Source organism: Microcoleus sp. MON1_C5 (assembly GCF_036701875.1).
Classification (GTDB): Bacteria; Cyanobacteriota; Cyanobacteriia; order Cyanobacteriales; family Microcoleaceae; genus Microcoleus.
In genome coordinates this window covers 127,494-152,876 of the sequence record NZ_JAUBRN010000005.1, presented here as the reverse complement: position 1 = coordinate 152,876, position 25,383 = coordinate 127,494, and the positions used below count along the sequence as shown (strand labels likewise).

General features: G+C 45.8%; 18 protein-coding genes, 1 tRNA gene and 1 pseudogene. 14 read left to right on the top strand and 6 right to left on the bottom strand.

Translation table 11 applies throughout. From position 1 onward, the window contains the following. Positions 1 to 53: 53 nt before the first annotated feature. Positions 54 to 323 carry a hypothetical protein gene (locus QUA71_RS04275; protein ID WP_333282559.1) on the top strand — a complete coding sequence of 90 codons (270 nt, stop codon included), beginning with the start codon at positions 54 to 56 and terminating at the stop codon, positions 321 to 323. On the opposite strand, the gene QUA71_RS04270 is transcribed toward QUA71_RS04275, so the two are convergent. Beyond that, positions 313 to 1,575 carry a transposase gene (locus tag QUA71_RS04270; protein ID WP_333282556.1) on the bottom strand — a complete coding sequence of 421 codons (1,263 nt, stop codon included), beginning with the start codon at positions 1,573 to 1,575 and terminating at the stop codon, positions 313 to 315. The genes QUA71_RS04275 and QUA71_RS04270 overlap by 11 nt on opposite strands. Before the next feature lie 14 nt (positions 1,576 to 1,589). Here QUA71_RS04270 and tnpA point away from each other — a divergent pair. Continuing rightward, positions 1,590 to 2,015, top strand: a pseudogene (gene tnpA / locus QUA71_RS04265) (IS200/IS605 family transposase). A gap of 748 nt (positions 2,016 to 2,763) precedes the next feature. On the opposite strand, the gene QUA71_RS04260 reads toward tnpA, so the two are convergent. Continuing rightward, positions 2,764 to 2,848 (bottom strand) — tRNA-Ser (locus QUA71_RS04260). 214 nt (positions 2,849 to 3,062) lie between these two features. On the opposite strand from QUA71_RS04260, the gene QUA71_RS04255 reads away from it, so the two are divergent. The 8 genes from QUA71_RS04255 (at position 3,063) to moeB (ending at position 10,114) form a co-directional block, all read left to right on the top strand. Then, complete coding sequence (locus QUA71_RS04255; RefSeq protein WP_333282553.1) at positions 3,063 to 3,431, top strand: 2Fe-2S iron-sulfur cluster-binding protein; 369 nt, start codon at positions 3,063 to 3,065, stop codon at positions 3,429 to 3,431. A gap of 34 nt (positions 3,432 to 3,465) precedes the next feature. Next, a complete protein-coding gene (locus QUA71_RS04250; protein ID WP_006635699.1) occupies positions 3,466 to 3,981 on the top strand; it encodes a thermonuclease family protein in 516 nt (171 codons plus the stop codon). 161 nt (positions 3,982 to 4,142) lie between these two features. After that, positions 4,143 to 4,958, top strand: coding sequence for an inositol monophosphatase family protein (locus QUA71_RS04245; protein WP_333282548.1), 816 nt, complete (start codon positions 4,143 to 4,145; stop codon positions 4,956 to 4,958). Positions 4,959 to 5,059: 101 nt separating this feature from the next. Then, positions 5,060 to 5,989: a tetratricopeptide repeat protein gene (locus tag QUA71_RS04240; RefSeq protein WP_333282546.1), complete on the top strand. Its 930-nt coding sequence runs from the start codon at positions 5,060 to 5,062 to the stop codon at positions 5,987 to 5,989. Positions 5,990 to 6,446: 457 nt separating this feature from the next. After that, the gene (locus QUA71_RS04235; protein ID WP_333282543.1) at positions 6,447 to 7,682 is read left to right on the top strand and encodes an ATP phosphoribosyltransferase regulatory subunit; all 1,236 of its coding nucleotides are present in this window, start codon (positions 6,447 to 6,449) and stop codon (positions 7,680 to 7,682) included. 144 nt (positions 7,683 to 7,826) lie between these two features. Further along, a complete protein-coding gene (locus tag QUA71_RS04230) occupies positions 7,827 to 8,054 on the top strand; it encodes an indolepyruvate ferredoxin oxidoreductase subunit alpha (RefSeq protein ID WP_006635695.1) in 228 nt (75 codons plus the stop codon). Positions 8,055 to 8,382: 328 nt separating this feature from the next. Next, the gene (locus QUA71_RS04225) at positions 8,383 to 8,862 is read left to right on the top strand and encodes a M67 family metallopeptidase (RefSeq protein WP_333282540.1); all 480 of its coding nucleotides are present in this window, start codon (positions 8,383 to 8,385) and stop codon (positions 8,860 to 8,862) included. A gap of 79 nt (positions 8,863 to 8,941) precedes the next feature. Then, on the top strand, positions 8,942 to 10,114 hold the full coding sequence (gene moeB, locus QUA71_RS04220) for a molybdopterin-synthase adenylyltransferase MoeB (protein WP_006635692.1): 1,173 nt from the start codon (positions 8,942 to 8,944) through the stop codon (positions 10,112 to 10,114). 47 nt (positions 10,115 to 10,161) lie between these two features. Here the strand turns inward: moeB and QUA71_RS04215 are convergent, their stop codons facing one another. From QUA71_RS04215 to alaS, 4 genes are all read right to left on the bottom strand, one after another. After that, positions 10,162 to 11,724 carry a hypothetical protein gene (locus QUA71_RS04215; RefSeq protein ID WP_333282535.1) on the bottom strand — a complete coding sequence of 521 codons (1,563 nt, stop codon included), beginning with the start codon at positions 11,722 to 11,724 and terminating at the stop codon, positions 10,162 to 10,164. Further along, on the bottom strand, positions 11,711 to 12,073 hold the full coding sequence (locus QUA71_RS04210) for a hypothetical protein (protein WP_333282531.1): 363 nt from the start codon (positions 12,071 to 12,073) through the stop codon (positions 11,711 to 11,713). Before QUA71_RS04210 ends, QUA71_RS04215 begins: the two co-directional genes overlap by 14 nt. Before the next feature lie 252 nt (positions 12,074 to 12,325). Beyond that, positions 12,326 to 15,820, bottom strand: a complete 3,495-nt coding sequence (locus QUA71_RS04205) for a CHAT domain-containing tetratricopeptide repeat protein (RefSeq protein WP_333282528.1) — start codon at positions 15,818 to 15,820, stop codon at positions 12,326 to 12,328. A gap of 317 nt (positions 15,821 to 16,137) precedes the next feature. After that, complete coding sequence (alaS, locus tag QUA71_RS04200; protein WP_333282525.1) at positions 16,138 to 18,789, bottom strand: alanine--tRNA ligase; 2,652 nt, start codon at positions 18,787 to 18,789, stop codon at positions 16,138 to 16,140. Between the two features lie 1,123 nt (positions 18,790 to 19,912). Here alaS and QUA71_RS04195 point away from each other — a divergent pair. Genes QUA71_RS04195 through QUA71_RS04180 form a run of 4 tightly spaced genes read left to right on the top strand, consistent with a single transcriptional unit; the run spans position 19,913 to position 25,340 of the window. Beyond that, positions 19,913 to 20,521, top strand: coding sequence for a hypothetical protein (locus QUA71_RS04195; RefSeq protein ID WP_333282522.1), 609 nt, complete (start codon positions 19,913 to 19,915; stop codon positions 20,519 to 20,521). Positions 20,522 to 20,530: 9 nt separating this feature from the next. Then, a complete protein-coding gene (locus QUA71_RS04190; RefSeq protein ID WP_333282520.1) occupies positions 20,531 to 23,248 on the top strand; it encodes an OmpA family protein in 2,718 nt (905 codons plus the stop codon). A 2-nt stretch (positions 23,249 to 23,250) separates the two neighbouring features. Beyond that, on the top strand, positions 23,251 to 23,787 hold the full coding sequence (locus QUA71_RS04185; protein WP_190658867.1) for a Rab family GTPase: 537 nt from the start codon (positions 23,251 to 23,253) through the stop codon (positions 23,785 to 23,787). Further along, positions 23,784 to 25,340, top strand: coding sequence for a PAS domain-containing sensor histidine kinase (locus tag QUA71_RS04180; protein WP_333282517.1), 1,557 nt, complete (start codon positions 23,784 to 23,786; stop codon positions 25,338 to 25,340). The genes QUA71_RS04185 and QUA71_RS04180 overlap by 4 nt, the downstream gene beginning before the upstream one ends. The last annotated feature ends 43 nt before the right edge of the window (positions 25,341 to 25,383 follow it).

Sequence of the window (25,383 nt, the reverse complement as noted above, 5' to 3'; positions counted from 1 at the left end):
AATTGACATTTATTTCCTAACCCACGCTGAATACGACAAAGACAAATAAAAAAATGATCCTTACTTTTGATGGAGCCACTTATAGCAAATTGCCTGCACAAATCGCTCCTAGGACGATCGAAACCGAAGAGGAATACGATCGCCTCCTGGCAGTAGCAGAACGGCTAACGTTTGCTAAAAACCTCACTCCAGAGGAGAGAGCTTTATACAAGTTGTTAGTCACGCTGATTGAAGTTTATGAGAGAGAAAATTATCCGATAGACAAATCGGAGCCTCATGAGATTTTGCAACACATCGTGACAACTCCCACCCTCAACCGCTAAAAGCCGTCTGACGGGGGCTTCTCAAATTCACAAATGAGAGTTCTTGTCTCACAGGCTGTCTACTGACTAAGCCTCCACAAGCAGCAAACGGTTGTCCTACCGTCCGTTTAAGTATGTTCAGTGAAGCGTTTAAATCTCTGTCCAAACAAACCGAACAATTGGGGCAATTATGAATACGAACAGACAGGTCTTTAACAACTCTTTCTTCACAATTAAAACACTCCATACTAGTGCCTTTAGCATCAACTTCTTGGGTATGCTTACCGCGTCTTACCGCTACTGCTTGCAATATATTCAAGAACGTCCGCCATGCAACATCGAGTATTGATTTAGCTAATCTGGTTCTAGCTAGACCCTTGATATTCAATTTCTCGAATCCAATCAGATCGTAAGTTGTACATAAATAATGAGCTACAGCATAATGAAAATCTTTGCGTTGACGGGCAATATGCAGATGCAACCTAGCAACTTTATTTGCTTGTTTTTGATAGTTGTTAGACCCCTTGGACTGTCTGCCTAACTTGCGTTGTCTCCGTGCTAGAACAGCTTGAGCCTTGCGGTAGAACTGAGGAACGGCAATTGCTTCAGCGTCACTAGTAGTTAGAAACTTTTCTAATCCAACATCAATTCCCACCGCAGATTTAATTTTATCAACAGGTAAGGAAGTCGGTACTGTGTTATCTTCAAGTGCGAAACTTACATACCAACCATCAGCTTTGCTAACGATTGTTGCTTGTTTAATATCCAAACCCTCGGGTATCGGACGGTGCAAGATTACGGGAATCTCACCAATTTTAGATAACTTTAAAGTGCTACTACTTAAGTGCGCTCCGGCTTTGGCAGAATTGACTCTTGGAAATGTAATCGAACAAATATCACCCTGTTTCTTAAACCTGGGTTTACCGCCTCTCTTACCGCTTTTATCGGGAACTAACCATCGTTTCCAAGCCTTATCCAACCGCATTAAATTTTGCTGTTGGCAGTCAGCATAAATATCTTTATATTCAGGAAATAATGATTTTGTTTCCTTTAAATTGGTAGCTTGTGAATAGTAATCAACTCGTGCAGGAATCTCACCAATTGGCTCACTTATCAGACTGCATCTATCGATTGAAGAGCGGGTGCGACGAAGGTAATCTAATCTTTGTCCAACAGCATAGTTCCAATGCCGACGCAACAATTCACCCCAGTGGCTCAAAGTCGCCGCCTGTTCTTGGTTTGGTTGCAATCGGTACTGATAAGTGAGTAGCATAGGATTATTATATCATGCTTAGTGCTATGAGCTATAACAAAGGCTACCGTTGCGTATATTCGCTTAATATTCACAAGCGTGCTAGTGACAAAGTACCGAAAAAAGGTCATCAACCAAGAAATTTTTTCATAGGCTGCCTGAAATCCTTGCCACCACTTGTGAAAAGTGGGGTAGCAATTTAACAGATTTCAACGGTGAACCAGACCACGTTCACCTAGTCATTGACTTCCCGCCAGATGTCGCGAAAAGCGACGCTTTCCAACAACATTAAGACCATTTCAAGTCGATTTATTTGCAAGGAATTTGCTGATATTGTTAACCTCATTTACAGTAGTAAACCAGCGTTCTGGACGGTTGCCGATTTCGTTGCCATTTGTGGTGGCGTTACCGTTGAACAAGTTAGAAAATATGTCGAAAACCAGAGTGATATCGCAGAGTAATGGTCGGTTCGTCACCCACCCCACTCACTCTTTGAGCTGTCAAAGTTGTTCGGGGGTGGGATTCCTCACCGACCTGCTATCCCCCTCGCCACCAACCGCGTCTAGCGGTCTGGTGGGAGTACCCCGCAGTTTAGATGGAATCCAGCGGCACCCGTCAAGCGGACTTGGTAGGTATCATTGGATCGAGCGGTGTGGTGTCTGAGGTTGTGAATGGGAAAAGAGCGATTAGCAAGGCACAAGCTAAGGCACTAGGCGATTATTTTAAAATCTCACCTAGCTTGTTTATTTAATTTGGAAATTGGGCATTGCGAATACGGCATGGGTTATTTGTGATTAGAAAAACTACTAACCAGTAACCGCTAACTATTACCCATGCCCGATGCCCGATGCCCATTCCAGAGGCATCTGACTCTAGGCCGGCCGTCCCTGAATATTACCGATTATTAGGCGTTGCGGAATTAAGGTCTGATTAGTTCAAAGATAAATTTGCAAAAAACAATTAAGTGACGCTCCTAGACCATATCACTGGCGATTGGTGTAGGAGCGTCACTATGGTTTTCTACTATTGGCATTATATCGGGGCGTTTATGCTCGGCGCGATCGCCCTAAATTACACTTCCAACATTGAAAAGCTATCGCCCTAGATTTTTCTAAAAGAATTCAAGGGCGATCGCTCTAATCAAAGTATTTATCTCATATCAGAGATTTTGTTTGCAAGCTGTTTTTTTTGCCTAAACAGCTTGTTTAACGGAGAGGGAGGGATTCGAACCCTCGTTAAGTTGCCCTAAACACACTTTCCAGGCGTGCGCCTTCAACCGCTCGGCCACCTCTCCAGGGCTAAATTCATTTATTTAGCCACAGCTAAACTATATTAGCAGAACAAATCTGATTTGGGAAGGGGTAACGACATAAATTTGCTGTTTAATATGGGTAGGGTGTGAAACGGGCAGGCTTGGGTTCTCCTCCTGGGGTCGCAAACCCATTCATTTCAAGGATCTTGCCCCGCCCACGCCAATCTAAAATCTAAAATCTAAAATCTAAAATTCCATGACTAACTCTTACACAATTAAAATTCATAACAGACAGACAGGCGATCGCCACACCGTGCGAGTACCCGAAGACCGCTACATCCTCCAAAGCGCCGAAAACCAAGGAGTAGAATTGCCCTTTTCCTGTCGCAACGGCGCTTGTACCGCCTGTGCGGTGCGCGTCAAGTCGGGGGAACTGCACCAGCCAGAAGCAATGGGGCTTTCTGTGGAACTGCAAAAAGAGGGTTATGCCCTGCTGTGCGTCAGCTATCCCCGTTCCAACATCGAAGTAGAGACGCAAGACGAAGACGAAGTGTACGAACTGCAATTCGGTCGTTACTTCGGCAAAGGTAAAGTTAGAGCCGGTTTGCCGTTGGATGAAGAGTGAGGCAAATTGATAAATAATCAACTACCAGTTATCCATGCTTTATCGGTTATGTGCGATCGCCCTTTGTCTGTTGTTAGCTAGCTGCCAAAAACCAGAAATTCCCCAAGGTACGATCGCCAAAGTAGAAAGGGCCATCAGCGGCCAAACAATCGAAGTTATCAGTACAGCCGACAAAATAGCCTTATTAGAACAAATCAGGCTGATTGGTATTGATGCGCCGGATTTAAAACAGCAGCCTTGGGGAGAAGCAGCCAAACAAAGACTAGAACAGCTAATTGGGGGAAAACAGGTATTGTTAGAATCCGACATCCAAGAGAAAGACCAGTTCGATCGCAAACTAGCCTACTTGTGGCAAGATAAAATTTTGCTCAACGAACAGCTAATCAAAGAAGGTTATGCCCTGGCATCAGTGCGATCGCCCAACACCAAATACCAGCAGCGACTCATCAACGCTCAAGAATGGGCGAGACTCATGGGTAAAGGTCTGTGGAATCCAGAACGAGCTTTGCGCCAAACTCCCGCAGAATTTCGCCAGCAAAATCGGAAATAATCATGAGTCATTAGTCATTAGTCAAGGACTAAAAACTCCTCAGTTATAACTAATAACTAATGAGCAATGATTTCATTCTTCCCTCTTCCTTCTTCCTTCTTCCTTCTTCCCTCTTCCTTCGTGTCCTTCGCGTCTTCGCGGTTCGTACTTCCCTCTTCCTAATGACTGACAATCAACTGCAAAACTTCTTAGAAATAGCCACCGAAGCAGCCCTAGCCGCCGGTTCCGTCCTGAAATCTTTCTGCGGAAAATTAGAAAAAATTCAAGAAAAAGGTCGCTCGGGCGATTTAGTAACAGAAGCCGACAAAGCCTCAGAAGCCGTCATCTTAGAAATTCTCGGTCGCCACGTACCCGACCACGCCATCCTCGCCGAAGAATCCGGCAAATTAGGGGATGCCAGCAGCAAATACCTGTGGGCGATCGACCCTTTGGACGGCACAACAAATTATGCTCACCAATATCCTTTTTGGGCCGTGTCGATCGGACTTTTAATCGACGGAATACCACAAATTGGAGTAATTTACGACCCTTTTCATAACGAATTGTTTCGGGCAGGCAAAGGATTGGGAGCAACCTGCAACCGTTCGCCGATCGAAGTTTCCCAAATCTCAGAATTGAGAACCAGCTTGCTAGTCACTGGCTTTGCATACGATCGGCGCGAAACAGCAGACAATAACTATGCCGAATTCTGTCACCTCACCCACCTCACCCAAGGCGTGCGGCGCAGCGGTTCGGCATCCCTAGACCTCGCACACCTCGCGATGGGGCGATCGGACGGCTATTGGGAACGGGGACTCGCCCCTTGGGACGTAGCAGCAGGTGTAGTCATCGTCTCCGAAGCCGGAGGTCAAATTACAGCTTATGACGGTAGTGCCTTTGAGATGAACTCGGGTCGGATTTTGGCCACAAACGGCAAAATACACGCCGAACTCAGCGGCGCACTGCTAGCCGTTCCTCCCTTATCTTCATGGAAGTAGCGCCCCCCAGCAATAGATCGGGGGTAGTACGGGGGTCAGAACCCCTTGACTCAAGCTACATTAAAGAATAGTGAAAAGCCAGGAAAGGAAGAGTAAAAGTTATGTCTTTTGAAATGACAAAAGGGCTGTTCAAGTATGACTTTACAGATCAGCACGCAATTTTGGGAATTCCCTTAGACGCCGAGTTTAACGACATCCGCAAGCGCTACATGAAAATCGCCCGCCGGTTGCATTCGGATACTTGCTCTTTTGAAAGCCAAGCCGATAAAGATTGGGCTAACCAATTTTTGTCAAAAGTAGTCAATCCGGCTTACAACAAATTCTCCAAGGAAAGCGATCGCAAAGAATACAGCCTGCTATTAACAGCCATCGGCAAGCGCGTCGCGAAAGAACAGGCGAAAATGCAAATCGAAAGCGAAGCAGCCAAACAGTTAGTTACCGCTCAAAATTGGGAAGAAGCTTACAAAACAGCAGTTAGCAAACTCGCTCTCAAGCAGTACGAATCAGTTAAGGAAACGCAAGAGGCGATCGATCAAATTAGCGAACTTAACATGGTTTACCTGCTGCGAAAAGAGCGGGTTGGTGGTGGTGGGGTTGCACCCGGTTCATCTGCAACAGCCACAACCCCACCTAGCAAAGAAAAAACCGCAGCAGCAACCCGAGACACCGCACCCCCGCCTCCTCCTCCGCCTAAAGTCGAACCCCCAAACGTGCAGACCGAAGCCTATTGCCGCCGAGCTCAAGGATTCATGGACAGCAAAAGTTACGCCAAAGCAATTTTAGAGTTGAAAGAAGCGGTGAAACGTGATCCGAAACACAGCAAGTCCCACGCTTTGTTAGCAATGTGTTACGTTGAACAAAATCAAGCCACAATGGCAAAACTTGAGATGAACAAAGCTTTGGCATCAAATCCTGAAGAACCGACGGCTTTAGAGGTTAAGAAAAAGCTGGAACAAGCTTCCGCAAAGGCCAAAAAAGGTGATGATAAACCAGGATTTTTTGCAAGTTTGTTTGGCGGGAAGAAGAAGTGAGAAGTTGTGAGTTGTGAGTCAGGAATATTTAGAAATTGGTAAACTGCACAGCAGTGGAGTGAGATCGAGCAAAACAATCAAGACTGGGTGAGATCACATCCGATCGCAGTCGGAATTATACCGTCAATATGAGCGTCCCGCGATCGCGGGTGATCCAGAAAGAGCGGGACGCTTGCACTGACCGGGAAAATGATTATTCCCATGCAAACCAAAACGCTATCACGCCTTAATTTGTTAAAGTCGAAGGTTAAGCTTGCCTGATTCGACTTTAACAGCGTTCCCTAAAGCTAAGCTTCTAAGCCCAATCTAAAATCTAAAATCTAAAATCTAAAATTGATATGACACCTTAATTTGTTAAAGTCGAATGTTAAGCTTGCCTGGTTCGACTTTAACACCGTCCATAAAGCTAAGCTTCTGGGCCCAATCTAAAATCTAAAGTCTAAAATCTAAAATTGATATGGTTCACCAACCCCCATCCGGTGCAAGAGATTTATTGCCCCTTGACGTTGCTCAAAAAATTTCGATCGAACGGCGCTTGCAGCAGGTTTTTCACCGCTGGGGCTACCACCGGATTATTACCTCTACTCTAGAAAGGCTGGAGACATTGATGGCTGGGGGTGCGATCGACCGATCGACCTTAATTCAACTGCAAGACGCCGAGGATGGAGAACTTGGTTTGCGGCCGGAATTGACAGCTTCGATCGCCCGGGCGGCTGCAATGCGGATGGCCGGGACTCGCTGGCAGCCTCAGCGCCTCTACTACAACGCTAACGTGTTCCGCAAAGGCCCAGATACTGGCTCAGGCGGGCAACAGGAGTTCTATCAAGCTGGCGTAGAGCTCCTAGGCGCGGGGGGGGCGGTTGCGGATGCGGAAGTGCTGCTGCTGCTGTCTGAGTGCTTGCAGAGCTTGGAAATTGATGAGTGGCATTTGGTTTTGGGAGAAGCGGGCTTGACTGCAACATTGCTAGAACCGTTTCCGCCAAACGTGCGCCAAAAAGTTCGGGGGGCGATCGCCAATCTCGATCGAATTGCCTTGGAAACTTTGCCGCTGTCAACCGAATTGCGAGAAAGAGCTCTGCTGTTATTTGACTTGCGCGGCCGGCCAGAAGAGGTGTTGCCAATTGTTGCCAAGCTGGATTTAGATTTGCCGCAGCAAGCCGCGTTAAACAATCTCAAATCGGCGATCGAATTGCTGCACCAATGTCAGTCAAAAATTCCCAATCTCAAATCTCACATTCACCTCGATTTGAGTTTAATTCAAACATTTGACTACTACACTGGAATTGTGTTTGAAGTTGTCAGCAGCAGCAAGACAGGACAGCGAGTTTTAGGACAAGGGGGACGCTACGACCAACTGTTGGGACTGTTCGATCCCCAAGGGCAAAATTCCCCCGGCATCGGGTTTTGTCTGAATATTGAAGATTTGCACCAAGTTTTGCTGACAGAGGGGCAATTGCCCACCCAGACGCCAGCTAGCGACTGGTTGGTTGTGGCTCAAACTCCTGAAGCTAGTGCAGCCGCGTTTGCTTACGCTCGCAAACTCCGAGACTCTACTCACCTAGTTCGGGTGGAAATAGATTTAGAGAGTCGGGAGACAGCAGAGTCGGCGCGGGAATACGCGCGCGATCGACGAATTGCTCAAATTGCTTGGGTAAATGCCGAAGGATTGCCAACAATTGAAACGGTAAATTAGCCTAATTGGTAATTGGTAATTAGTAGTTGGTAATTGGTTAAAAGTCACCGGATATGATATTATGTATCCTGCTGATTCAGAGAAGGTTTTGCCAATTGCTAATTGCTAATTCCCTATCTACCTAAAATGTTTTGAGAGAACACTATGGCACACACTATTGTTACGAATATTTGCGAGGGAATTGCTGATTGCGTTGGCGCTTGTCCGGTTGCTTGCATTCATCCCGGTCCTGGCAAAAATGTCAAGGGTACTGATTGGTTTTGGATTGATTTTGATACCTGTATTGACTGCGGCATTTGTTTGCAGGTGTGTCCTGTCGAAGGTGCGATCGTTCCAGATGAACGCCCTGAGTTGCAGCAAACTCCCTCTTAATTGCAACTTGATTGCAATTGAGGGCTAAATAGCTACATTAACTAAGGGGTAAGGTGCGCGACCCGGCGCACCCTACAGTAACTTTTTTATGAACCGCAGAGGGCGCAGAGGACACAGAGAATAGGAGTGAGAAATAGTGGAAAAATCTAACGTTTAGATATCTAAGTGCAGGTAATTAATGAGGTTACTTTTGTGAGTTCTTTCTCTTCCCTTATCTTGTCTTCCTACCCTTCGGGAACGGCTTCGCCGAACGTGTCCTTCGCGTCTTCGCGGTTCGTTTAAAAAAAAGCCCGATCGCACTTTACAAAAAAATCTACACTAAAATCCTATGCAGCCGATCGCACTTTCCGACTCTCATATTTTATCCATGCGTACCCACGCCGAAAGCGCTTATCCTGAAGAATGCTGCGGTTTGTTGCTCGGTCGAGTTACTAGCGATGTTAAAACTGTGGTAGAAGTTTGGCCGACTGACAATGCTTGGAGTGCGGAAGCTGAGGAGAATTGGCCTGAACAAAAAGGATTGACAGAAAGACGCAGATATGCTATTCGGCCCGAAGATATGTTGCGGGCGATGAAACACGGGCGCGATCGCAGTCTGGATATTATCGGCATATATCATTCTCACACGGATTGTCCCGCAGTGCCCTCAGAGTGCGATCGGACATTGGCCTGGGCCGAATACTCTTACATCATTGTGTCAGTCCGACAAGGCTGTTCGGAAGACCTCCGCAGTTGGAGTCTTGACGGAGAGGGGAACTTTCAACCAGAGGAAATTCGCCTAGTGGAACCGACTGAGATTAAGAAATAATTAGTAAAAATAACAAACACGCAAAAATGCGAAAGATTCAGATAGGATGTAATTCAAAATCTGCGCTACACACAATATCATGCTAAATCCTAATCTGGACGAGATCCAGCTCAACAAACAAGAATACGAACGCTACTCTCGCCACCTGATCCTCCCAGAAGTTGGATTGGAAGGGCAAAAGCGTCTCAAAGCTGCCAGCGTGCTCTGCATCGGTACGGGAGGCCTCGGTTCGCCGCTGCTGCTGTATTTAGCAGCCGCCGGTGTTGGCCGCATTGGGATTGTAGACTTTGATGTTGTAGACCATTCTAATTTGCAGCGGCAAGTAATTCACGGCACTTCTTGGGTTGGGAAACCGAAGATTGAGTCGGCTAAAAATCGGATTTTAGAAATTAATCCTTTTTGTCAGGTTGATTTGTACGAGACTCGCGTTAGTTCGGAAAATGCGATCGACATTGCCACTCCTTACGATATCATTATCGACGGTACGGACAATTTCCCGACTCGCTATTTGATGAACGACGTTTGCGTGCTTCTAAACAAGCCTAACGTCTACGGTTCTATCTTCCGATTTGAAGGGCAAGCAACAGTTTTCAACTACGAAGGCGGCCCGAATTATCGCGATTTGTACCCAGAACCCCCGCCTCCTGGGATGGTTCCTTCTTGTGCAGAAGGCGGCGTTTTAGGCGTTTTGTGCGGAGTTGTCGGTTCTATCCAAGCAACGGAAGCTATCAAAATTATCTTGGGTCAAGGCACTACTTTGAGCGGCAGACTGTTGCTTTACAATGCCTTAGATATGACGTTCCGGCAATTGAAACTGCGGCCGAATCCAGTACGCCCGGTAATTGAAAAGTTAATCGATTACGAAGAATTCTGCGGCATTCCTCAATCAAAAGCGCAGGAAGCAAGTCAGCAAACGCAAATTCCTGAGATGACTGTCGCAGAACTTAAGGAGTTAATCGACAGCGGTGCGAAGGATTTTGTATTGTTGGATGTTCGCAATCCCAATGAGTATCAAATTTGTCAAATTCCTGGGTCGGTTTTGGTTCCTTTGCCGGATATCGAACACGGCGCAGGTGTCGCTAAGGTCAAGGAATTGTTGAACGGCCACCGCTTAATTGCACACTGCAAAATGGGCGGACGTTCTGCGAAGGCTTTGGGGATTTTGAAGGAAGCGGGAATTGAGGGGATTAATGTTAAGGGCGGGATTACTGCTTGGAGTGAAGAAGTAGACCCGTCTGTACCTCAATATTAAGCTCAATCTTGTTCTGGGGCGGGTGATTTGCCCGCCCGGAACCGGGATTATGGCGGCGGCAACTGTTTATTTCTATTTAGTAGATTCTTGAACTTACCTAGTAGATTCTTGGAATTGGCACTCAACATAACCACACCCCAAACTAGAGCCCCGGCACCGATACTAATCAACAATACGAAGGCAAAAGAATTAATTCCCACCTTCAGGAAAGGCAAAGGCAAAGCAACAATTTGATTCGGCGGGTCTTGTTTAATTAAATAAGGAGAACTTCCAGCCACTACCCCGGCTACTCCCAAACCAAAGCCGACAGCTTGAATCGTGACTTCTAATTTTGCATCCCGATAAGCTTCTTCGATCGCCACAATAGCTCTAATTGCCTCAGTTGCTTGGTCTAGCAAGCCGGAACCGTGTTTGAAATAGCCTAAATCTGCTTGAATCTGCCTTTGAAACTGCGGGCAAGTTTCTTTGCTGAATGTTTCGAGGAAACTTAAATTGGCATCACTATCATTGTACTTTTTAGCTGCTTTGATGTCAAGACTTATTTGATTTAATTTATCTTGGTAATTTTGGGCATTAATGGCGATCGTATTTTGGCGAAACTCCAAATCAATCAGCATTCGGGCATACTTCACAGCCCGAGGCGGCATCTCAATCATCTGAGTTTGCAGAGATTTTAATTCTTCCTCCTTTAAACCCGCACCTTTCGATTGCCTCTGCTGAGCTTTATCTCGCTGCAAATACTTAAAAGTCTTGTCAATATCCAGTTCAATTTGTTTGTATTCCTCGCGAGTCACGGCGTAAAGCTTGCGGCTGTCGTGATAAGCGCGAAGAATCTTATTTCGGTACAAAAACAAATCCATAAAATCGCTGTACCGCGTCTCATCCCAGATTTCATCAGTTGTCGGACTGTTGAAAAACCAGATAATAATGTGACAGTAACTATTGGGCTGACTCGGATTGCCGTACTCCAAAATCGGACTGCCGAATAACTCGCCTTGACGGTAAAAATCCGGCAGATTTTGACCAGAAATCAACTTTTCTAGACACTGTTTGCCTAAAGCTTGGAGAAACTGCGAATCTGCCCGCGCCGCCTGATTTTGTTCGACACTCAGCCAAGCCGTAAGCAGCAGAGTTTGCCCGAAATAACTCTGCACGAAATCCGGCAGCAAGCAGTTATCGGGATTAAATTCCTTGAAGATGCTAACATCGACAGCAGGTGTTTTAATGCCGTTAACTTTTTCGGGAACGCGAATTTGTAAACCCAGGGCATAGCTGTCATCAATTCGCAGCGGTTGGGCAAAACCCTTGAGAGTAATTGGCTGATTCTCAACCGAAATCTCCTTGTCAAAGGGTAGAGAATTGCGGTTGCGAACAACTTCTTTATGTTTATTAATCAGGTTAACTCGGAAGCCGACAGGTTCCTCTTTTTTGTGCAAATAGCTGTCATTAAATTTTGTACTGACTGCTAATTTAGTTTGCAAAATCTCATTGCACTTCTGCCACAAACGGGCGGATTCTACAGGGGAATTAGACTCTGATTCTAGGGCGTTGCAGAGGTGAAAGGCAAATAAATAAACGTTGGGGGCATAGATTTGGCTACTTGGAGTCATTGCTGGTATCTGATTGATTATTTGCTGCGATTTGTTGAAGCTTTTTGTAGCTATCTTCAATGCTGGTACGCAGAGTTTGAGTGATATTGGTTAGCGGCGGTGTTGTACTTGGGGTGGGTTCGCCCGCATCGTCGAAATCTTTTCGCAGACAATCTCTTAATTGTTCTCCCAATCCATTCTTGCCACACCACTTGCTGATAGTAAAAGCAATGGGAAACAATTCATCATCTGCGGATTCTGCTATTTCTTCCTCTAATTGGGGTAATTTTTTCCAGGCTGTCGGCGTGAAGATACTCGGATTTTCGTGCAGCCATTTGAGAAAGATAGCGATGACCTTTTCAGGTTCCATTGTAATTACTCCCGTGATTAAAAAATATAATTTTGTAGGGCGGGTTTCACCAACAATAATTGCCTGAAATCGACAATCTCTCAAACCCGCCCCCACCAAAAGAAAAATCATCACCTACATTTTAACATTCGATGCAAAATTCAGGTTGATGTGGGTTATTGGTGGGGTGGGGCGGGTTTATCTAGATTGTTGGTCATCGTTATATATTGTTTGTAAAACCCGTCCCTACAAAATCCTGATGGCACGCCTAACTTAATATCCCGTCGCACAGAATGCCGCCCAATATTTCGGATCGCGGAACGGCTGTTCCTCACTCGAAGATATTAACCACAATTCCACACTTTCTCTAGATTTTTTATCTAAATTTAACAATCCTACCCAAACTCGAAAATCCTCCGTACTAACACCGCGCATCCAGTTTTGCGCCGCATTCAAAGCGAGGGCTACTGAATCTGCCTCCGGCAATTCCTGATAAAATTTAATCATCAAAATTGCCGTGGCAAAATCATCGACAGCCCACAGACTGCTGACAACATTCATGCTACCCGCATACAAAAAACCGCTGGGTAAACCAATGTATTCATCCGTCATTGCGGTTGAGGTTGTTAACCCGGTTTCGCAGGCGGAAAGTGTGACGAGACTGCACTGCGGTAACTGCAAATCGGCAAAGATTTCTCGCAGGGTGAGGCATTTTTCTGGGTTGGCTTTTCTGCCGCTGCGTAGGGTGACATAGCGCTGTTTTTCAGCGGGCTGATTTGACTCTGGGGGCGGGGGTTCGGGCGGGCACGGGGGCACCGCCCCTACGGATTTGGGGGGTAATGGTTCCAGGGAATCGGCTAACACTAGGGATGACAGCAGCGGATAGTCAAAGTTGAAGCTGCCGTGACAGGAAAAGTGCAGGTTGCTGGCGTTTGAGAGGTTTTCTCGGTTTTCGTTGAGGGCGGTTTTTGTGGCTTCTTTTCTGAGTAAAATTTGATGCGGATTGAATCGGGTTTTGATGGTTTCTACTTCCATATCCGCGTTGAATAAATCTTCGGTGGGATTCTGGAGGGCAAATAGTTGTTGCTGATTTGGTGGGGGGGAGTTTCTGGTGATGATGCGATTTTTTACGAGTTGCAGCAGTTGCAAGCTGGGGCTGTATTTCACGCCGTCTGGGAAGCAGTCGAGGAGGTATCCGCGAAAGTTGGTTTTTTGTTTAAATCGGGTTTCTGAGGTGAATTGTAGGGCGTGGAGGGGGAATAGGTGCAGGTAGCGGTGGGGTACTAGGATTAGTTGTTTGCAGTTGGGGGGGATGTGGGCGATTATCTCGTTTAGTCGCAGGATTTCTGAGAGTTTTTCGAGTTTTTGGGATAGGGTGTTTTGCCAGGTTTTGTTGGTGTTTTGGTTGCGGTATTCGTCGAGATAGTTGTTTTTCCAGGTTGCTAATTCGGCTATTTCGGTTGTGGTATATGTGACTGGTTTTATGCTGTCGCGGGTGATGATGAAGGCTGATCCGCCCCAGCTATCATCGGAGTTGGAGTTATTGCCGATGTACCATTCTATGATTGCTGTTTCGGTGTCTAAGGTTTGTTGGAATTTGGTGATGTCGATGGGTTCGACTTTTTGAGTTAGGGAGAATTCTGGTTCTCGCTGTTTTATTTGTTCCAGCAGTTGTGTTAGTTGCTGTGATGTTGTTTCTAATTTGGCTTTTTGTTGTTGGAAATATTCGGGGCTGAGGCGGCGGGTTTGGGTTGTGCGTTGTGAGGGAGAGTCTTCGGGAACCCCCCCCGGCCCCCCTTTGGTAAGGGGGGGAGAAAGAGGGGGAGGAGATGGGGTTTCTGTTTCTAGGAATTGTTGGGAGGCGGCGATTTGGCGGCGCAGGTTTTGGAGTTGCTGTTTCTCGGTTTCGGTGGCTGTTTTGGGGTAGATTTCGCTGTTGGTGAAGAGTTCGACTAGGTAGCGGGATTTGCTGCGTTCGATTGTTTGCAGGGCTTTGTCATATTCTTGGTGATTGATGCAGGATTGCATCATGTTTTCGTAGACATCGAGATTTTCTTCGATGATTTCTCGTTTGCGGTTGTCGGATGTTATCCACTCGCGGCTTTGTTCGACTGCTTCGATGGCTTTTTCGTAACCGAATATGGCTGTTTCCCACAAACTTTCTGCAAATCCTAAATTGCCTAGATTTCTGCCTGTTTGCAGACAGTCAATTGGCAAAGCGGTGGGAGTGCGAACTTGTAAAGCTGCTTCATAAAATGCGATCGCCCTTGCTATATTCTTATTCTTATTTCCTTTAACTCTATTTCTGTAAGCATTTACTAAATTATTTTTAGTAACCCCCAAATCTTGCGTGAAAGTTTTGCGGGTGCAAACTTGTAAAACAGCTTCATAAAATGCGAGCGCCTTTTCGATATTCTCACCCCGTTCTCCTTTGATTCTATCTTTGTAAGCAATTGCCAAATTATTTTGAGTATCAGCCCAATCTTGGGGAAAAGCATGGCGGGTGCGAACTTCTAAAGCTGCTTCATAAAATGCGATCGCCCTTTCGAGATTCTCGCCCCGTTCTCCCTTGATTCTGTATAAGTAAGCATTTGCCAAATTATTTTGAGTCGTCGCCCAATCTTGGGGAAAAGCATCGCGGGTACGAACTTGTAAAGCAGCTTCATAAAATGCGATCGCCCTTTCGATATTCTCGCCCCGTTCTCCCTTGATTCTGTATAAGTAAGCAGTTGCCAAATTATTTTGAGTCATCGCCCAATATTGGGAAAAAGCATCGCGGGTGTAAACTTGTAAAGCTGCTTCATAAAATGCGATCGCCCTTTCGATATTCTCGCCCCGTTCTCCCTTGATTCTGTATAAGTAAGCATTTGCCAAACTATTTTGAGTCTGTGCCCAATCTTGGGGAAAAGCATCGCGGGTACGAACTTGTAAAGCTGCTTCAGAAAATGCGACCGCCCTTTCGATATTCTCACCCCGTTCTCCCTTGATTCTGTTACGGTAAGCTTCTTCCAAATTATGTTGAGTCATCGCCCAATCTTGAGGAAAAGCATCGCGGGTGTAAACTTGTAAAGCTGCTTCATAAAATGCGATCGCCCTTTCGAGATTCTCGCCCCGTTCTCCCTTGATTCTGTATAAGTAAGCATTTGCCAAATTATTTTGAGTCATCGCCCAATTTTGGGGAAAAGCATCGCGGGTGTAAACTTGTAAAGCTGCTTCATAAAATGCGATCGCCTTTTCGATATTCTCACCCCGTTCACCTTTGATTCTGTCACTGTAAGCATTTGCCAAATTATTTTGAGTCATCGCCCAATATTCGGGAAAAGCATCGCGGGTGTAAACTTGTAAAGCTGCTTGATAAAGTGCGATAGCCTTTTCGAGATTCTCACCCCGTTCTCCCTTGATTCTGTCACTGTAAGCATTTCCCAGACTATTTTGATTGATTGCCCAATCTTCTGAGTAAGCTTCGCGAGTAAAAATAGTTAATCCTATATCCAAACAAGCAATCGCAATCTCTATGTTGCTTGCCCGACTGCCTTGCTGAAGACTTGAAAAACTTAGATTTAAATTGTATAAAATCTTAGCATGATTGTATGCTTGGTCTGCATCCAAGTTTTCCAGAATTTGAGTTGCCCACTCTCGCAAGTATTGGGCAAAATCATCGTCTAATAATTCGAGATTGGCTTGCAGGATGGCGGTTTGTTCGTCGGTGTCCCAAGTGAGGAGAGATTGAATCAGGGTGAGATAGGCTTGGCGGCGTTCTTCGTTCATTTTTCACAACCCATGTTTGTAGGATTTTACATTTTTTGCCGGGGGAAATCAAGGGAGTTTTTAACCGCAGATGTTGGCGATGGACGCGGATAAACGCAGATGTAAAGGCCCAAATATGCGGTAGCAGCCTGCGAAGATTCAGGCAGACGGAAGCGATCGAACTGACGATTAGGCCTCGATCCCCCCTAGCCCCCCTTAAAGAAGGGGGGGACAAGATTCTGATCAAAGTCCCCCTTCTTAAGGGGGATTTAGGGGGATCTAGCCTCCGCTATAAACGAGAGATAAAAAGAGTTTTAGTCTCCTACAGAAAACCCAGGCTAACCCAACCCTTCAACTAACAGATTGCGAGCACTTTCCAACGCTTCCTGCAACTTACTTGCATCGCGTCCCCCAGCTTGCGCCAAATTAGGCCGCCCGCCGCCTTTTCCCCCGCAAATTTGAGCAATTCCCCCGATAAACTTGCCAGCTTGCAATCCTTTCTTATTGACTTCGGGACTAAAAGCTGCCACCAAACTTACCTTATCCGGTTCAGGAATTGATGCCAAAACAACCGCAGCATTTCCTAACTTTTGCTGCAATCTTTCGGCCGCAGTTTTCAGCGCTTCTGCATCCACATCTCCTAATTCAGCTACAATGATTTTGAATTCGCCGACAGCCTCAGCCGCACTCAGCAACTGGTCGGATTTCGCGATCGCCAATTCCGACTTCACAGCAGCCAAATGTTTCTGAGTATCCTTCAACTCATTCTGCAAATTAGTAATCCGGTTCGGCAATTCTTCAGGCTTCGCCTTAAATCGATCGCCCAAATCGCGCACCACCTTATCCCGCACATTCAAATAGTCCAAAACAGCTTGACCAGAAACCGCTTCAATCCTGCGAGTTCCCGCCGCTACCCCCGCTTCGGAAACAATCTTAAACAACCCGATTTCTGCGGTATTGCTGACGTGAGTTCCGCCGCACAATTCCATCGAAACGCCGGGAAAATCGATCACCCGCACCACATCGCCGTACTTCTCGCCAAACATCGCAGTCGCGCCTTTTTCTCTCGCAAGGGCGATCGGCATTTCTGCAACGACCGCAGCGTGGGCTTCAGCAATCCAACTATTAACTAAATCCTCAATTTTTTGCAACTCTTCTGCTGTGACAGCGCGCGGAGAATTGAAATCAAATCGCAATCTCTCCGACGATACCAGCGAACCAGCTTGCGAAATCGAATCATCCACAATTTTCCGCAAAGCTGATTGTAATAAGTGAGTTGCTGTGTGGTTCGCCTGAACTCTCCGGCGACCGCTATTGTCAATCTTCGCAGTAATACTATCGCCCACTCTCAGCGTTCCCCGTTCCACAAAGCCGAAATGGACGAAGAAATCCGATTCCTTCTTCACATCATCAACTCTTACTAACAAACCATCACCATTATCTCCGCTTTTCAAATAACCTTTATCCCCAATTTGTCCGCCGGATTCTGCATAAAACGGCGTTTGGTTCAAAACAACTTGTACCTCAGTACCCACGGCTGCTTCCTCCACAGATTTGCCGTCAACCAAGATAACTTCCACCTCAGCTAAACTCGACAATTCAGCATAACCGACAAACTCAGTTCCCTGGATAGTTTCAGCCAACTTATCCAAAGAACCCTGCACAGTCAAATCTATTGTTTGGCGAGCATCTTTCGCGCGAGTTTGCTGTTCCTTCATCGCCCTTTCAAAGCCCTCCAAATCCACCGAAATTCCCTGTTCCTCAGCAATTTCTTGAGTCAGTTCTAAGGGGAAACCGTAGGTATCGTAAAGAGTGAAAGCATCTTGACCGCTGATTTGTTGGTTGGTTTGCTGTTTTGTGCGATCGACAATTTCCTCCAGCAGCTTCTCTCCGCGTTCCAAAGTCTTGAGAAACTGCGCTTCTTCCCTTGCCAATTCCGCCTTAATTTGAGCTTCCCGCTGCCACACGTTCGGATAAGCAGCTTCCGAAAGGGCGATCGCACTTTCAGCCACCCGCACCGTAAATTCGCCCTGAATTCCAATCAGTCGCCCGTGGCGCACCACCCGGCGAATCAACCGGCGCAAAATGTAACCCCGACCAACATTCGACGCGCGAATTTCGTCCGCAATCATGTGCACCACAGCCCGAATATGGTCGCCAATTACTTTCAGCGAAACCTTGACTTTTTCATCGCTATTGTGGTAATCAATCCCGGCAATTTCCGCCGCTGATTGAATGATCGGAAAAATCAAATCTGTTTCGTAATTATTGGGGACTTTCTGGAGGATTTGCGCCATCCGTTCCAGTCCCATGCCAGTATCAATATTTTGATTTTGCAGCGGTGTTAAATTGCCCTCTGCATCTTTATTGTACTGCATGAAAACCAGGTTGTAGAATTCGATAAACCTGGTATCATCTTCGAGGTCAATATTGTCACCTCTCTCTGGGTGGAAATCATAGTAAATCTCCGAACAGGGGCCGCAGGGGCCAGTCGGGCCGGATTGCCAGAAATTGTCCTCTTCTCCCATGCGCTGAATGCGATCGCCCGGAATGCCAATTTCATCGCGCCAAATCGCAAAAGCTTCGTCATCTTCTCGGAAAACACTAACAACCAAATTGGACGCTGGTAAACCGAAAACTTCCGTGGAAAGTTCCCACGCCCAGGCGATCGCCTGTTTCTTGAAATAATCCCCGAAACTGAAGTTACCCAACATTTCAAAAAACGTGTGGTGGCGGGCGGTGCGGCCGACGTTTTCGATGTCGTTGGTGCGGATGCACTTTTGAGAAGTCGTGGCGCGCGGTGATTCGGCGGCGCGCTGTCCGAGAAATATCGGCTTGAATTGTAGCATTCCGGCGATCGTCAGCAACACAGTCGGATCTTCGGGCACCAAAGAAGCACTCGGCAATATCTTATGTCCCCGCTGAGCATAAAAGTCGAGGAAGGTTTGGCGGATTTGGCTGCCACTGAGAAACTTAGGAGAAATAGACATGACAAGAAGTGTTAAGTATGTAAAGATGTAGCAACAATAGAATTTATAGGACTTACGCACGGGTGTCCAGAAACCGGGTTTTTTAACCAAAATACTTGCTGAAAATCCTCAATCTCGGTAGAAAAACCCGGTTGGTTGGTTAGGAGTGCGTGAGTGCTAACTTACATCTATTTGGAGATTCATATCATTATACTTAGTAATGTAAAGACCTATCAAGTTTTGCAAATTGTGCTTTACTCCTCCGAAAGGCCATGCTAACTTAATAATAGACACCGGGACAGAAAGAGAAAGGAGGTCGCTATATTTAGAAAGAAAGTTCGAGGATATAGACATGGTGTCTCCGGTCTAGATTCCCAGGCGCAGCAGAAATTAACCGAACACAACTTGCAATAGTGGCGAACTGCCCATCGAGCAGTCAGGCCAAACCGCAGTCGAGTCAGACTTAGTTGTGGTTGCGGATTAACAGTAAAGCTGCACAAGTTGTAAACCCTAGTAAGTAACAGTTCTCAATCGGAAACACATCTCGTTTGTTAAAAAAAACAAAGCTCTCATATTATTGGGTCTGATCGCTGTCGATCGGGCCCTACGCTTTTTTAGAGGGCGATCGCAGGAGGAGAGGCTTCGAGGGGGGGAGAGGGCAGAGTTCGAGTGTGTAAATGCTTTGTACTCAAAGGCAACATCCCTGGGAGTCGATCGGCGATCGGTGCAGCTTTGGAGTTATATCTTATATATAATTGGACCTGTGCGCCCGCGCCCGCCTGCTTTTTGCCGGGGATCAAGCGCTGTGGTATGAGGCACTGTCAAGATGCGATATGATTGAATATGTCAGTACAAGACATTAAAATCTACCCCGCTGTCCTCTATAGCAGCAAAATCTACGCTTCTCTGAGCTTGCTGCAAGCCAAGGATAGCAAACCGTCTTTTTGGTGACAAGACCAGGCTCAAAAATTTGAATCTCAGGATATTTAGAGTCAAAACTCTAAAAAATCCCATCCCCGACGCAGGGGTGAGAGTTCAAAAAATAAAAGCCCCCCCACTCAAAAAAGCTAGTGCCACCAACAACGGTAGTAAATCACTAGCACAGTTCTTAAACTCACAATCTCCGGAGATTATAGGTACAAGCATGGCCGAAATAACTAAAGAAGAAATGCGCGAACGGCTGGGAAATATCGACCAGATTCGCGATATAATTTTTGGAGCGCAGCTTAGAGAATACGATAATCGCTTCGATAAAATAGATTCCGACTTGTCCATGATGCAGCAAGATATGCAAGCTCGCATCGAACAAGTGAAGACAGTTCTGTCTGCAGAAATGAAGGTGGCAGTTGATTCGTTAGAGAAGAAAGTTAAATCGCTCACCTCAAACACCCAAGAAGAAAGCGCCGACCTCCGTCAGCAAGTCGATCGCGTTAACCGCAAATTCTCCAGCAGCATGGAAGCCCTCGACGAGGCTATAGACAATCAAACCAGTTCGCTTCGCGACGAACTCTCCAAAACCAGAGATCGACTATCTGAAGAAACCCGCACTTTGAAAACACAGGTTTTTGAAGAACTCGACCGTCGCTTTTCTATGCTCAGAGATGTTAAAGTTTCTAGAGACGACATGGCAGAAATTCTGTTTGAACTCGGCATGAGGCTCAAAGGAACAGAATTTGTCCCCGAACTTAAAGGCGCTGCTGATAATAAGTTAAATACCGAATTTCTGTTGCCGGAGCGCCACCATAACGGATAATAAGAACGCATGGCTTTACCGAAAGAAAATCCGGCTGACGAAAATGAGTTAGAGGGTTTTGTTTCTCAACCTGACGAGTCTGCTGCCGATGTAGCAACCCAGCTAGAACCCTTGCTGAATCTGTTAGTCGATCTCAAAATTATTGCTGGTTCCAACCAGCAAAATGCAGAGCCCGAAGCTGACAGCAGCCAGGAAAAAAATCAAGCTGGGGCCCTCGGCGGGTTGATGGATTTGTTAGGTATTTCTGAGCAAGCGCCAGAGGAAGTTGCAGCGAGTGTGCCCGAAACTGGCGACGATCGCCAACCGGAGTCTGGCGATTCCCCGCCTGTTGCAGACGAGTTAAAAAGTTTGCTGTTGACTACTCACAAACTCAACACTTCAGAACTGGAAAAAGACTATTCCTCAGCTAAAACTATAGATGTTTCCGCGATCGTCCAGCCGGATTTGGAGGAGGAATCAAAGCCTGTCGAAGAATTGTCTAACTTGACAATGAATGATTCTCTACAGGAAGTACAGGCTCAAAAATCCCACAAGTTCGATCGGCAACAAGATATTTCCCCTCCCGAAACCGAGTCAAAATCCTCGGAAATTCCCGATAACCCCATAGTTTCCACAGTCTCAGACTCACCAGAAACTGCCGATTTAGATCCGGTGGTTGGTTCGCTTCAATCGATGCCAAACTTGGTAGAACAGCCCACACCGATATCGCAGCCAGCAGAAATATTAGGCCAAATTAAACAGGATTTAAATGAAGCCGACAGCGCCATGGAAAGGCTGCAAAATCTAATGTTCGGCTCGCAAATCTCGGATATTGAGCAAGTGAAAAGTCTGCTGGCAGAAAACGATTTGCCGGGGGTGCGCCACCTGATGGCAACAATCGACGATAAATTAGGAAAGCTGGAGCACCAAATCTACGAACCTCAAGAGTTGATTGAGTTGATGTTGCCTTGGATCGGAGAAATTCTCAGCCGCAAAATTACAGATTCCAGAGAAGAAGTTGTCAACGCGATAGTGCCAATTATTGACGAAGTGATTAGGGCAAAAACTCAGGAAAACAAGTCGGCAATGAGTGCGGCAATAGCTGAGCTGCTTCCCGAGGCACTTGCTCAACAAATAGTGAATTCGCCAGCGGATATTGCTAAGGCGATCGCCCCAGAAATCGGTCTGGCAATTAAAGAGCAAATTCGCCTCGACCAAGAGTCGATCGCCCAGGCGATCGCCCCGGAAATGGGCAAAGCTATTACAGCCCAAATAAAACTCGAACGCAACTCTATGGTGGATGCGCTCTATCCAGTAATTGGCAGTACAATTTCCAGATACATGGCAGAAGCTATCAAAACAATTAATGAAAAAGTGTCCAATGCCATCAGCGTCGAAGGATTCCAAAGAAAAATTCGATCCAAAGTACAAGGAGTCTCCGAAGCTGAATTAATCCTCCAAGAATCAGTACCCTTCACCGTCCAAGCAGCATTCTTAATTCACAAAGCATCAGGCTTAATAATTTCCGAAGTTCAAACCTCAGAAAGCTACCAGTTAGAATCAGAAATGGTAGCAGGAATGCTCACAGCTATTCGCAGCTTTGTTAACGACTGTATCGTTCGACCGGGAGAAGTTTCGGAACTAAATCAAATTGAATACGGCGACTCCAAGATTATGTTAGAAGTAGCGGGATATTGCTACATGGCAGTCGTGATTAAAGGAGAACCGTCAGACTCTTTCATCAATAAAATACGAGAAACCGTTAGTAATCTCATTCTTAATTACGCTAAAGTAATTCACGAGTTTAACGGCGATCCGGATACTATACCGGACTCGCTGCACCCGTGTATAAAAACTTTATTCGACCCGCTGCCCACGGAAAAATCAACCAAACCCCCGATCGCCCTAGCGGGTATTGGTTTAGCCGCCCTAAGCTTAATCTTAGTACCTTGGGGAATTTATCAGTACCGCAGCAGTGTTGAGCGCCGCCTCGAAACAAATGCCATCGCAGCTTTAGCATCCACTCCCGAATTAGCAGTTTACCGCTTAGATGTTGCAGTGGATGGCAAAACTTTAAAGTTAACCGGAAAGTTGCCAAATCAAGAATTGCGGGCACAAGCAGAAAAAATAGCCGCATCAACTGCACCGAAATTGCAATTAGATAATAGAATTATAGCTGTAGATGTCCCCCCAGATCCAGTTTTGACGGCGGCTGAGGTGCAGCGGATTACCGCCGTTTTGAACCAGAGAGAGGGCGTTTCTATTTCTACGCGGTATGGCGATCGCAAACTTACAGTAGAGGGCCGAGTTAGAGACAGTGCAGACGCACAGAAAATAGCTCAGTCCCTGAAGCAAATTCCCGGTGTTCAGTCGGTCATAAGTACCGTTAAATTAGAGCCGCTGAAAATTACAACCCGCATCTACTTCGAGCAAGGAACGACAAAATTAGACTCAACAGATGAAGAAATCATCGCCCGTGTCAAAAATTTCATGGATCAATATCCTCAAAAACATATTAAGATAATTGGGCACAGCGATCGAAGTGGAGAACTTGCTACAAATCAACAGTTGTCGCTCAGGCGTGCCACAGCAGTGCGAGATGCTTTAGTGCGGCAAGGTGCTAACCCGAAGCGCCTCCAAACGGTTGGCATCCCCAATCCTCCTGCGGACGTGGAACCCAATCAACCGCGAATTTTAAGCAGGTGCGTGCTATTTGAACCAATAACTAAGACCATAAACAGTAAATAATTATGTCAGTTACTATATCTAAAAAAATGTGCATGATTGGCGATTTTGGCGTGGGCAAAACCAGCCTGATCCGCCGTTTTGTCGATCAGAAATTCAGCGACGAGTACCTGTCCACGGTGGGAGTAAAAATTTCTCGCAAAAACATCATCTTAGGAAACACAAAACAGCGGGAAAACGTGACTGTACAGTTGCTAATTTGGGACTTAGAAGGGCATACAAAATTCAAAGGAATAGCACCGACTTACTTGCAGGGAGCTAGCGGCGTTTTAATCGTTGCCGATGTCACCCGCTCCGAAACAGTTGAGCGAATCTCCGAACACATTCAGCTTTTTTCTTCAGTCAATCCTAAAGGTTCAATTATCGTCGCTTTGAACAAAGTAGACTTGATTGACGAGGAAAAATTGCCGCTGCTAGTGGAAATATCCCATTCGATATGTCAAGACAAAGTAATAGCAGTTTACACGACATCTGCTAAAACAGGCAAAGACGTTGACGAAATTTTCTATAAACTAGCTTACACAATGATAGAACCAGTATGAACCCCATTTTAAAAAAGTTATTGGGCCCGCAACAAATAGAGTATTTTGTAGTAAATCACCATTTCATAATTCAGGAAACCTCCGCCCAAGTGCAGCATTATGCCGATACTCCGGGCGACGCGATACCCGGTGCAGATGCTCGCATAAGTTTTCCCGAACTGATTGGCATTGAAAATATCCTCATGTCTATCATTATGGGACGGCTACCGGGTTTTGAAGTCAAAGGTATCGCTCGGTTTGCCGACCCAAACCGCCCTTTATACTTTGATATGTTGGCTATCAAACATGAAGACGAACAAGAAGATGTGCCAAATAAATTGCTAATTTTGATTGAAGATACCACCGAAAAGATGGTGATGAAGCAATCGTTGATTCAGAGCGCTAATGAAGCTAATCTTTTGGTTAGTGCCTTAGCCGCTTCTAAAGATTATATAGATAAAGTTATTCGTTCGATGGGCGATGCTTTGTTGGTGACAACAACATTAGGAACTATCAAAACAATCAATCAATCGGCTCAATGGTTATTTGGGTATAGCGAAGCAGAATTAATCGGCCGCCCCCTGTCTTTAATCTTACTCGAAGAAACATTAATTTGCCAAGGTCGCCACCGCTATATTTTGTCTCAGAAAGAGCTGCGTAGAGAACTACAAATAGCCTGCACTACTAAAGCAGGAGAAGAAATTTGGGTAGAATTTTCCTGTTCGCCAATTCAGACAGAATTAGAGGGACTTTACGATTTCATTTATATAGGCAGGGACATCACAGAACGCAAACAACAAGAAATAGAAATTCGCGGCTCTTTGGCAAAAGAGCAAGAACTCAGACAGGTAAAATCTCGTTTTTTCTCAATGATTGCTCACGAATTCGGCAATCCTCTAAGTACAGTATTATTTGCTACTAAAATCCTCCAAGACTACGGCGACGAAATCACCCACGCGGAAAAACAAAAATACCTGCAACACGTTAAATCAGCATCTCAACAAATGGCTCAGCTATTAGATGACGTGCGGTTGCTAAGCAGCGCCGAAGCCGGAAAACTCGAATTCTATCCCGCACCCGTTGACTTAAAAAAATTTTGCAGCGAGTTAGTAGAATCAATTAAAATTAGTTATGGAAAAAATCATACAATTAACTTTATTTGTCAAGAATTAGTCACGCCCGCGACCAAAAATGATAACGAGTCGCAGGAAACGCAAAACTTGCCCGCACTAGATGCAAAATTGCTGCGGCACATCTTGACAAATTTGCTGTCAAATGCTGTTAAATATTCGCCGATCGACAGCAATATTTATTTTGAATTAAATTGTCAGAATAATGAAGAAGCTACATTTAAAATTAAAGACGCAGGCATTGGCATTCCTCTAGAAGACCAAGAACAACTGTTTGAATCTTATTATCGAGCCAAAAATGTCGGAAAAATACCCGGTACAGGGCTGGGTTTATCCATAGTCAAGCAGTGTGTAGACTTGCACGGAGGTCAAATCGAATTTTCCAGCGAGACAGGGTTAGGCACTACCTTTATAGTCAAAATTCCATTTTACCAACACAGATAAATAGATTAATTTTAGATAGTGCGCTACAGAGGGCGCATTCACT